The organism is Psychrobacter sp. UBA2514 (assembly GCF_002341255.1).
Taxonomy (GTDB): domain Bacteria; phylum Pseudomonadota; class Gammaproteobacteria; order Pseudomonadales; family Moraxellaceae; genus Psychrobacter; species Psychrobacter pacificensis.
Genome location: NZ_DDNS01000003.1, coordinates 46,524 through 56,632 on the forward strand (window position 1 = coordinate 46,524; position 10,109 = coordinate 56,632).

8 protein-coding genes are annotated in these 10,109 nt (G+C 45.2%); 6 read left to right on the forward strand and 2 right to left on the reverse strand.

Translation table 11 applies throughout. The annotated features are described in order from the left end of the window. The first annotated feature begins 132 nt into the window (after positions 1 to 132). The gene (locus B3V51_RS01105) at positions 133 to 2,358 is read left to right on the forward strand and encodes a PhoX family protein (RefSeq protein WP_212563929.1); all 2,226 of its coding nucleotides are present in this window, start codon (positions 133 to 135) and stop codon (positions 2,356 to 2,358) included. Positions 2,359 to 2,617: 259 nt separating this feature from the next. Beyond that, entirely contained in the window at positions 2,618 to 4,111 is a 1,494-nt protein-coding gene (locus tag B3V51_RS01110; protein WP_286707819.1) for an alpha/beta fold hydrolase, read from the forward strand. Between the two features lie 50 nt (positions 4,112 to 4,161). On the opposite strand, the gene B3V51_RS01115 is transcribed toward B3V51_RS01110, so the two are convergent. Together B3V51_RS01115 and B3V51_RS01120 are read right to left on the reverse strand one after the other, a co-directional pair. Beyond that, the gene (locus B3V51_RS01115; protein WP_286707820.1) at positions 4,162 to 4,995 is read right to left on the reverse strand and encodes a hypothetical protein; all 834 of its coding nucleotides are present in this window, start codon (positions 4,993 to 4,995) and stop codon (positions 4,162 to 4,164) included. 154 nt (positions 4,996 to 5,149) lie between these two features. Next, positions 5,150 to 6,130 (reverse strand): Hsp33 family molecular chaperone HslO, encoded by a 981-nt coding sequence (locus tag B3V51_RS01120; protein ID WP_212563927.1) that lies wholly within the window; start codon positions 6,128 to 6,130, stop codon positions 5,150 to 5,152. 407 nt (positions 6,131 to 6,537) lie between these two features. On the opposite strand from B3V51_RS01120, the gene B3V51_RS01125 reads away from it, so the two are divergent. The 4 genes from B3V51_RS01125 to B3V51_RS01140 all read left to right on the forward strand — a co-directional run bounded on the left by B3V51_RS01125 (position 6,538) and on the right by B3V51_RS01140 (position 9,934). Further along, positions 6,538 to 7,524, forward strand: a complete 987-nt coding sequence (locus tag B3V51_RS01125) for a glutamate/aspartate ABC transporter substrate-binding protein (RefSeq protein WP_286707821.1) — start codon at positions 6,538 to 6,540, stop codon at positions 7,522 to 7,524. 89 nt (positions 7,525 to 7,613) lie between these two features. Beyond that, positions 7,614 to 8,360 (forward strand): amino acid ABC transporter permease, encoded by a 747-nt coding sequence (locus B3V51_RS01130; protein WP_071002328.1) that lies wholly within the window; start codon positions 7,614 to 7,616, stop codon positions 8,358 to 8,360. Beyond that, complete coding sequence (locus B3V51_RS01135; protein WP_286707822.1) at positions 8,357 to 9,028, forward strand: ABC transporter permease subunit; 672 nt, start codon at positions 8,357 to 8,359, stop codon at positions 9,026 to 9,028. Before B3V51_RS01130 ends, B3V51_RS01135 begins: the two co-directional genes overlap by 4 nt. A gap of 174 nt (positions 9,029 to 9,202) precedes the next feature. Then, positions 9,203 to 9,934 (forward strand): amino acid ABC transporter ATP-binding protein, encoded by a 732-nt coding sequence (locus B3V51_RS01140; RefSeq protein ID WP_071003697.1) that lies wholly within the window; start codon positions 9,203 to 9,205, stop codon positions 9,932 to 9,934. Positions 9,935 to 10,109 lie beyond the last annotated feature (175 nt).

Genomic DNA, 10,109 nt, shown 5'->3' on the forward strand with positions numbered 1-10,109 from the left:
GTTTGTCATCTATCGTTCAGCGTGCTGTCATAAAGAGTCAGTAGACTTAAGCGGAATTCGTATTTTTGTGGCTGTAATGTGAAGCCGCGACCCACTCTCCGCCAATCTAGCCCAATAGCAAGGTGACTGATAATGACATTATTGAATAAAGAACTAGAGCTCGCTCACGAAATCGTTGAAGATTCAAACCCTACTAATAATACTGATTTTCAGACGGTTATTAATCGCCGTCTGAATCGCCGTAGTATTCTAAAAGGTGGTACAGGGTTGACGGCAGCAGCGTTTTTTGGCGCGCTACCTTTGGTTGGTTGTAGTGATGACGATGACAATATCAGTAGTCCTATTGTCGAAGATGGCAATGATGCTGCTATTCCTGCGCAGGGTGATTTGAAGCGTCCTGAAACCTTAAAGTTTAAGGCCGTAGCGCACTCAACTGCTGAAAAGATGACGGTGGCAGAAGGTTACAAGGCAGAGATGATACTGCCGCTTGGCACACCGCTGATGCCTGGCCTTGACGACTGGAAAGACAATCGTGAGCAGTCGGCAGAATCATTTGAATGGCGCATGGGCGATAACCATGATGGCATGTGGTTCTTTGGCAAAAACAGCAATGCGTACGATGCCAAAGCCTCAGAGAATGGCCTACTGGTTATGAATCACGAATACGTCAATAGTGAGGAGCTAAGTCCGTTTGGCTATTATGTCATCGAAGATAAAGATGCTGCGCCTTTATTCCAACGCCGCCGCCTTGCCAGCGATGTGCGCCGTGAAGTCAACTGCCATGGTGTGGCCGTGGTTGAGATGAAGCGCCGCGCAAATGGCATGGGCTATGAGATGGTGCCAAACTCCAAATACAATCGACGTATCACTAGTAGTACGACTGCGCAGTTGGCAGGCCCTGTGGCAGGTTCTGATTTGGTCAAAACCAAGTTTGACCCAACAGGTTTTCAGACGCGCGGCATTAATAATAACTGCGGTGCAGGTTTGTCACCTTGGGGCACTTACCTGACCACAGAAGAGAACTTCTTGGGTGTGTTTGCGCGCGGACAAGATGCCAGTCAGTTAAGCGCCAGTGATAACTATGGTCGCGAGCGTTACGGTGCACCAGAAAACTCTCCAGGCTCTAGATATCTATGGCACACGCCTGGCGCCAAAGACGCCATCATCACAGACGAGTTTTCACGTTGGGATATGACCGCTGTTGGTGCTAGTGCTGCTGATGATTATCGTAATGGTTTCAATACCTTTGGCTATATCACTGAGATTGATCCGTTTGACCAAAACTCTACACCGCAAAAACGTACCGCCATGGGCCGATTTGCCCATGAAAACTGTGCCTATGCACCTGTTGAACAAGGCAAGCCTGTTGTGTTTTATATGGGTGATGATGCGCGTGGTGAGTATATTTATAAGTTCGTCTCAAAAGCGATGTGGTCAAACAATGATATCGGTGGTGGCCTAAAAGCGGGTGATAAGTATCTCAACGAAGGCACACTATATGTTGCTATCTTTAATGAAGATGGCAGCGGCGAGTGGAAAGCACTTGTGCAAGGTCAAAATGGACTAGATGCCTTCAATAGTGCGTTACCATTTAATAGCCAAGATGAAGTGCTGGTCTATGCTCGCGCTGCTGGCGATGCCGCTGGCGCCACCAAGATGGATCGACCAGAATGGGTATCGGTCAGTCCTATGACGGGCGATGTCTATGTGACATTGACCAACAATAAATATCGCGGTGTGCGTGAGGACCAACCTTTATCAGCTGCTAACCCGCGTAGCTATCAAGTCAATGGCAAACCAAGTGGTAATGACAACGGTCATATCATTCGCTGGGCAGAGACGGGCGGCGATCATGCCGCAACCAGTTTTGAATGGGATATCTATCTGTTTGGTGCACCAAGTAACTTGTCCGCAGAGAATTTATCGCAGTTAAGTGCTAGCAATGATCTGTCTTCTCCTGATGGTTTGTATTTTGATCCACGTGGTGTGTTATGGATTCAAACGGACGATGGTGCGTATACCGACACTACCAGCTGTATGCTGCTTGCGGCATTACCGGGCAAAGTCAGCGATGGTACTACCATCACGACGTCAGCAGGACAGCAAACACGCATTGGCATGCCGGCTAGTAACGACAATATCAAACGCTTCTTTGTCGGCCCTGAAGGCTGCGAAGTCACCGGTATTACCATGACACCAGATTTCAAAACACTGTTTATCAATATTCAGCATCCAGGTAATACATGGGGTGCGGTCGCTGGCGGTAGTACTCCGCGCTCAGCAACAGTCATGATTACCAAAGAAGACGGCGATGTCATATTGGCGGAATCATTTGAGTCGGCAGCCAGCCCGGCATAGCTCGGTAAGCGCTAGATGACAAAATAGTAGAAATGGCAGAAAGGCGTATTTACTAAATAAAAATCCCAAGTTTCGGCTTGGGATTTTTTTCTTTTGATGCATATATTAGTTAATGCTTTAACAATAATAAAGATACCGTTTATCAGCCATACGTCTCTTTTGGTTACAAACGAACGCTAAAACTAAATCATTCGCTTCTATTTGCGACTGTTAAAGGATAGTATAGAAAAACTCCCTTTTCGCTAAACGTGCCAATACTATGAGCAGTCAAAATTTGTTTTATAACAACCGTGTTAGTGACAGTAGCGCTCAGAATGATAGCAGTTATACGCGTAATCGCCATGAGCTTGATGCGCATTTTTTCTCAGCTGATAGCGTGCCACGGCATGGTGATTTGTATGAGCAGATAGATCAACTCGAAGCCATCGATATGGATGAGCTGGTCAAATTATTGGCAGACACAGACGACAATGAGGAAACGATCAAAACCCCTGTCTCTTTGGCGGATTTTTTTGAAGGGTTGGCGCAGCTTGCGACCATGGGAGTGGTTGAGATGACTGAAATCGTCGAGTCCATTCATCGTGAAGTGATTCTACGTCCGTTAGGTCGATTCAACGACAAGCACCTAAATAAATGGCAGCGCGGTTTCACGGGGCGCACCTATGGCACGATACGTCATATCATGCTCATGGTCGGTAACAATCTGGCCTCGGTACTACGAATATACAAAAACTTCATCGTGCAAAAAACAGATCAGCCACTACCTGACTCACTAAAAAAGCTGGTCAATGTCATCAATGGTGTCATGGGTGATCATCTGGTCAACAATCAAAATGCCCTCGCAATTCCGATGATGTTATACACTAAAGATGGTAAGCCCCAAAGTGAGCGACTAGCAGGGCGTATTGTCATTTTGTGCCATGGCTTGTGCATGAGTCACTTAAGCTGGCAGTCGCAAGAAGGCAATGATCTGGGCGAGGCGATTCATATCAGCCAGCCCGATACCACCGTTCTGTACTTAGATTACAATACAGGTCGACGTATCTCACGCAGTGGTCGTAAATTCTCTCAATTACTACAGGACGTGGTCGATAATAACCCAAATATTACTCAGATAGATTTGGTGGGTCATAGCATGGGCGGCTTGGTGGCGCGCAGTGCGCTGTTTTATGGTGAGCAAGAGCGCCTAGATTGGATAAAGCGCGTGGGCAATCTCATCACCTTAGGTTCACCGCATCATGGGGCAGTGCTTGAGCGTATCGGTAATTATGTGCAAGACATCATCGCCAAGTTGCCATTTGCAGGCTCGCTTGCAAAGCTCGGTGACATGAGGAGTGCGGGTATCATTGATCTGCGTCATGGCAGTATTCGTGACGCTGACTGGAAAGCCTTAGAGGGACGCAGCGTATTACCACAAGACTTTCGTCATCCTGCGCGCCTGCCAAGTGGTATTAAAACTTACTTTGTCGCCAGTGCATTGATTGAGACACATTACGAATCTAAGATGACGGATTTGCTAGGAGACAGCTTGGTATCGGTCGCATCCGCGTTAGGTGAAGATGATGCTGAGCATGCGTTGTTTGTACCAGATGGTCATAAAGCGGTGTTTTATGGCGTCAATCATCTTAACTTAATCTATAGCAGGCGAGTGCGTGAGCAGGTCGTTGAATGGCTGCTCGATAATGGTCTAAGCGACTATGCTGGACGTCCGCGCATACATTCTTACCCTAGAAGTTTGTCTGTGGCGGTTTAACAGTTGCGTTTAAAATGAATTTTATTTTATACCACTTGTTACTGACCTAGTTATTTTTCATCAGTTGCCAGTAACTTTATTTTAAGCTGATCATTTCCATCTTTATAGAATTCGTAAGTATCAGAAGCGTACTGATTATCAAATGCATAATTAATAATGATTTGTTCACCATTCAATATATTGAGGGCTTCTTCAGTATGCTCATGAGGTTTTGCTTCTGGAGGCAGACTCAATCTACATACTAATGTAATATGTTCAGCCGAAGTTTGAAATGCTTTTTCTATTTCGCTATCATCCATTCGTAATTCGATTCCAGTGTGAGTCTTAATGTAAGTGTCAAATTCATCGGATGCCAAAATTCTTTTTACAACACAGTTTGCTCTAGAGTTTGAAAGTACTATAACGTATTCAACTCTAGTCACATCGTATTTTCTAATGCTGCTGTTTATTAATGAACTATACTCCATCCTAAATGGCTTTCTCTCTCTTTCTAATCTTTGATATACGATATCAAACAAGGGTCGCTTAGAGTTTACTATTTTTAGGTAATCAGTGTACTGGTTTTCAATAATTTCTAACTGACGAAATAAAGCTTCAGATTGCTCTTTTAAAGCTGTTTCTGAACCTCTTTGAGCTAGTACAGATTGTTCTAACGCTTTGCGTTGTAGAGTCAACTCTTCTCTTTGAAGTTTTAACTCACTACTTTGTATTCTGTAGCTTTTATAAAACCAAAAAAGCGCAAGCGGTGCGAAAATACCTGATAAGAAAGCACCTATTCCACCAATGCCTTCTGATCTATCAAAGCATATTGCTAAGAAGGCTAGCCAAAAAACAACCCATATAATAGTAATAACGACTTCATAGTCTATCTTTTTATAGTTCATCTTTTTAGCTCTTTTCAATCAAGTCATCAATAGCTGATTATAGCAATAAAACTAAAAACTAATCTGGTTTAGTAAATTTATCAATCAGTAATAAAAAACCCCTCAAGCATCACACTTGAGGGGTTTTTGATACAGATGCTTAGTGATAAAAAACTTACTCAGCAAATACCGCTGCCACATCATCTTTGTTGAATTTATAGACTTCACCGCAGAATCCGCAGTCCATCTCAAACGTACCGCCTTGCTCTTCGACGATATCTAACGCTTCTGCTTCGCCGATTTGCTCGATGGCCATCTCACATTTCTCGCGTGAGCACGTGCAACCAAACGTTAGGGGAACAGGCTCAGGGGCGACAACGTTTTCTTCGTGATACAAGCGATACAGAATCTCATTGGCATCCAATGTCGTCAGCTCTTCTGCCTTGACTGTGCGCGTCAACACGCTCAGACGTGTCCATAGATCATCGTCGATACCTGCATCTTGGTTTTGCTCAACCTCAAAGTTTTCTTCTGCAGTACGCGGTAACATCTGTACCAAGATACCACCCGCTTGCAAGCCATCAGATGCTAGGTTAATGAGCGTTGGAATCTGTGCTGATTGCTTTTGATAATGCGCCAAGCAATCTGCCAGATTGTCATGGCTACGCTCAACGATACCTTGGTACGCTTCGCCACCTTCAGGGTGAATATTAATGAACAATACCCCTTGTCCCATAGCACCCAGCTCAGCAAAGGCATCTTTGGCATGGATCATATTGTCCCAAGCCTGCAATTGCTCATCCGTCTCGCCTTTCCAGCTGGCAAGCGCACGGATGATACCGTCTTGATCGCATTCTGCCATCGCCCAATTCAGCAAGCTATCGCTGTCTGATGACTGCAATTGGATAGAGAGACGACCGTTAATTTTGACGGTACTGATAAGTAAACTCGCTGCCGTCAGCATCTCGCCCAATAAGCGTTTGATGGCTTCAGGGTAGGGCTTTTGCGCAATTGTACTGGCGTAACTGCGTGATAGGCGTACCACATCGCCGCGCACGGGCGAGTCTTCAATAAAAAAACGTTGGCGTATGTCGTTGTCGCTATGAGTGCCAGCAGTTTGGCTGTCCGTGTTAGGGACTTGAGTATCTTGTGTCATAAGTCATTTGTAGTATTAAGAAGTTGTTAGCTTTATGGGGACTATGGCCAATTTATCAATCGTAGCAACCACAATATTATGATCACAATGTTTTCTTGATTATATGTACCAATGAGGGACAAATCTAGGTATGGATGAGTCAGCTATCTGTCTATTTCTATAGTGATGCAGTAATCAGGAACCAGCGGCTTTTAGGTAAAAAATAAATATATTCCAAAATATCACATCCTTCAAAAAAAACTTACCATCTAACACAAATTTGTTGTACAGTAACATTGAGTTGCATTGTGACAAACAACAGCAACAACCGTAAGGATGCGGGGCAATGAGATCGGTCAATCAGACTCGTGTCTTCAAAGCACTCATTCAATCTTGTGTTAAAAGCTTGTGATAAAAGGATGTATTCCATGACCCACTTATTTTCTAAACCGTTGACTTTGGCGGCCTTTATGGCGTTGGGCTTAGCTGGCTGTAACAACAGTAGCCAGACCACAGCCGAAGCGCCAGCTGCAGATGATGCCACCACGACAGAAGCTGCTGCCACGGATACCAACGGCACGCTACAAAAAATCAAAGACTCTGGCACCATCGTCGTCGGTCACCGTGACTCCTCTATTCCATTTTCTTATATCGCTGATGATCCTAATCAGCCTATCGGCTATGCCCACGATTTAGAAATGAAAGTCGTTGAAGCCATTAAGCAAAAGCTAAACATGCCAGATCTCAACGTCCGTTATAACTTAATCACCTCACAAACGCGTATCCCATTGGTACAAAACGGCACGGTGGATTTTGAGTGTGGCTCAACCACCAACAACGAAGAGCGCCAAAAACAAGTGGCATTCTCTAATGGTTTCTTTGAGATTGGTACGCGTCTGTTGACCAACAAAGACTCTGGTATTCAGAATTTTGAAGACCTAAAAGGTAAAACCCTTGTCACCACGGCAGGTACGACCTCAGAGCGTTATATCCGTCAGTACAATGATGACAACAAAATGGATATGAACATCATCTCAGCAAAAGACCACGGCGAAGCCTTTTTGATGTTAGAAAACGGTCGTGCTGATGCCTTTATGATGGATGATGTGTTGCTCGCAGGCGAAAAAGCCAAAGCAAAAAATCCTGATGAATGGGTTATCGTTGGTGAGCCACAATCGTTTGAGATTTATGGCTGTATGATGCGTAAAGACGATCCTGAATTCAAAGCTGTGGTCAATGAAGCGTTAAATAATGTCTTTAGCTCAGGCGAAATCAATAGCATTTATGACAAATGGTTCTTGAACCCTGTCCCACCGAAAAACGTCAATCTAAACTTTGAGATGTCTGACAACTTAAAAGCGTTGATTGCCAATCCGCATGACGGTGCTCAGCCAAAAGCGGCGACCGCTCAATAAGCTCTTTGTCCCTCAATATGGCTTGTCTATAGGTCAGATATTATGTTTCTGACCTATAGGCTTATGAATCGCTGCTCGGAGAGACAACCATGAATTATAGCTGGAACTGGGGTGTGCTCTTTGAGCAAACTGGTATCGGTAACGAGCTTTATATCCATTGGATGATTACAGGTCTTGGCTGGCTGCTATTGATCGGCAGTATCGCATGGGCCATCGCCATGGTCGTCGGTACCATCTTAGGCATCATGCGCACGCTGCCGAGCAAGACGGCGCGAGCGATTGGTACGGCTTATGTGACATTCTTTCGTAATATTCCACTGCTGGTACAATTGTTCTTTTGGTTTTACATCGCACCCGGCTGGCTGACGCCAGCAATACAGGAGTGGTGGTATAAGGACTTGTCGCCGAATACCTCAGCCATGCTATCGGCAAGTATCGGTCTTGGCTTATTTACCGCTGCTCGTATCGTTGAGCAAGTTCGTACAGGGATTGAATCCCTACCTGATGGACAGACCAATGCCGCATATGCACTGGGTTTTAGTATTCCGCAAGTCTACAAAGAAGTGCTGCTACCACAAGCCTTTCGTATTATCTTGCCGCCGCTTAGCTCTGAGCTGACCAACTGCTTCAAAAACGCCTCTGTGGCTTCCTTGGTCGGGGTGATGGAACTGATTAGCCAAACCAAAACCATCAGTGAATACACGCAGAACAGTATTGAGATTTATACCTACGCGACGATTATTTACCTCGTTTTCAATTTATCATTGATTGCTCTGATGGGGCTTATCGAGCGTAAATTGCGTGTGCCTGGGCTGATTGCGGGAGGTCAGAAATGAGTATGATGACCGAATTGGCAACAGCCTATCCTGGTTTGATGGGCGGTATGATCACCACCTTAAAAGTGCTGTTCTTGGCAATTATTGGTGGTATCAGCCTAGGCACAATACTAGCGTTGATGCGCTTGTCTGGTATCAAAGCGCTTGAAGTACCTTCGAGGCTATACGTCAACTATTTCCGCTCAGTGCCGCTGCTCTTGGTACTACTGTGGTTTTATTTTGCTGTACCGATGATTTATTTTTGGATAGCAGGCAAGTATCTACAAATCAATGCCGCTTTTGCCTCTTGTGTGGTGGCCTTCATGATGTTTGAGGCTGCCTACTTTTCAGAAGTGGTACGTGCGGGTATTCAATCGATCGGTAGCGGTCAGGTCAATGCTGCCAAAGCGCTTGGCATGACTTACGGGCAGACCATGCGTCTGGTCATCTTGCCGCAAGCCTTTCGCAAAATGCTGCCGCTGATTTTGCAGCAGTGTATTATCTTATTCCAAGATACGACACTGGTATTCGCCATTGGTTTGACGGATTTTTTCCGCGCCGCCTACGTCCGCGGTGAGCTCATGGGCTTACTCACCCCTTATATCTTAGGGGCGGGTGCTATCTACTTTGTGATTAGTTTGAGTGCGTCGATTGGTGTGCAGCAGCTACAAAAACGCTTGCGGTTTTAATAGATGTCTCGCTTAGGATTTTGAGCGTTAAGATTGTGGTTTGGTATTTTGATTTAATTTTTAAACGACGGTTATCGATAATAATGTGGTTAGGAGCCAGTGATGAGCAATGCTGATACATACATAAATTCCTTTGGTGGACTGGTGACTAACAATGGCCATGCGACGGATGAGATGGTCATTCAAATGTCCAATGTCAGCAAATGGTACGGCGACTTTCAAGTACTGACTGATTGTACGGCGCACGTACATAAAGGGGATGTGGTCGTGGTTTGTGGCCCTTCAGGTAGTGGTAAATCGACGCTGATTAAGACCGTTAATGGACTTGAGCCTTTTCAAAAAGGTGAGATCATGGTCAACGGCATCTCTGTCGGTGATTCAAAGACAAATCTGCCTAAGCTGCGTAGCCGTGTCGGCATGGTGTTTCAGCATTTTGAATTGTTTCCGCATTTGACCATTATTGACAATTTGACAGTGGCTCAGATTAAGGTCTTGGGGCGTAAAGAAAGTGAGGCCAAGCAAAAGGCCATGGCGTATCTAGACCGCGTTGGTCTGACGGTACAAGCGGCAAAATACCCAGCCGAGCTCTCTGGCGGTCAGCAGCAGCGTGTGGCGATTGCACGCGCGCTTGCCATGGATCCTGTGGCAATGCTGTTTGATGAGCCAACCTCAGCGCTCGATCCTGAGATGATTCAAGAGGTGCTTGACGTCATGGTCGAGCTGGCGCGTGAGGGCATGACCATGATGTGCGTGACCCATGAGATGGGTTTTGCCAGTCAGGTTGCCAACCGTATTATCTTTATGGATGAAGGGCATATCGTTGAGAACTGTAGTAAAGACGAATTCTTTGAAGGGGCGAAAAGTGATCGTGCGCAGATGTTCTTATCGAAGATTTTGAATCATTAATCACCTTGGCTGTATTGATGCTAGTGCTTCAAACATAAATGAAATCATCAATAAAGAGCGTCTATTAATAGGCGCTTTTTTATGGGCGTTAATCTAGCAATTTGGTTTATAGTCAATCAATATTAAAAGTGGTACAAGGCAGACGAGTGCAAGTACTACAGTAGTAGGCTAAACG

Excerpts from the sequence above, each read along its gene's own strand:
- B3V51_RS01105 (WP_212563929.1), top strand. The coding sequence starts at position 133 with ATGACATTATTGAATAAAGAACTAGAGCTCGCTCACGAAATCGTTGAA.
- B3V51_RS01110 (WP_286707819.1), top strand. The coding sequence starts at position 2,618 with ATGAGCAGTCAAAATTTGTTTTATAACAACCGTGTTAGTGACAGTAGC.
- B3V51_RS01115 (WP_286707820.1), bottom strand. The coding sequence starts at position 4,995 with ATGAACTATAAAAAGATAGACTATGAAGTCGTTATTACTATTATATGG.
- B3V51_RS01120 (WP_212563927.1), bottom strand. The coding sequence starts at position 6,130 with ATGACACAAGATACTCAAGTCCCTAACACGGACAGCCAAACTGCTGGC.
- B3V51_RS01125 (WP_286707821.1), top strand. The coding sequence starts at position 6,538 with ATGACCCACTTATTTTCTAAACCGTTGACTTTGGCGGCCTTTATGGCG.
- B3V51_RS01130 (WP_071002328.1), top strand. The coding sequence starts at position 7,614 with ATGAATTATAGCTGGAACTGGGGTGTGCTCTTTGAGCAAACTGGTATC.
- B3V51_RS01135 (WP_286707822.1), top strand. The coding sequence starts at position 8,357 with ATGAGTATGATGACCGAATTGGCAACAGCCTATCCTGGTTTGATGGGC.
- B3V51_RS01140 (WP_071003697.1), top strand. The coding sequence starts at position 9,203 with ATGGTCATTCAAATGTCCAATGTCAGCAAATGGTACGGCGACTTTCAA.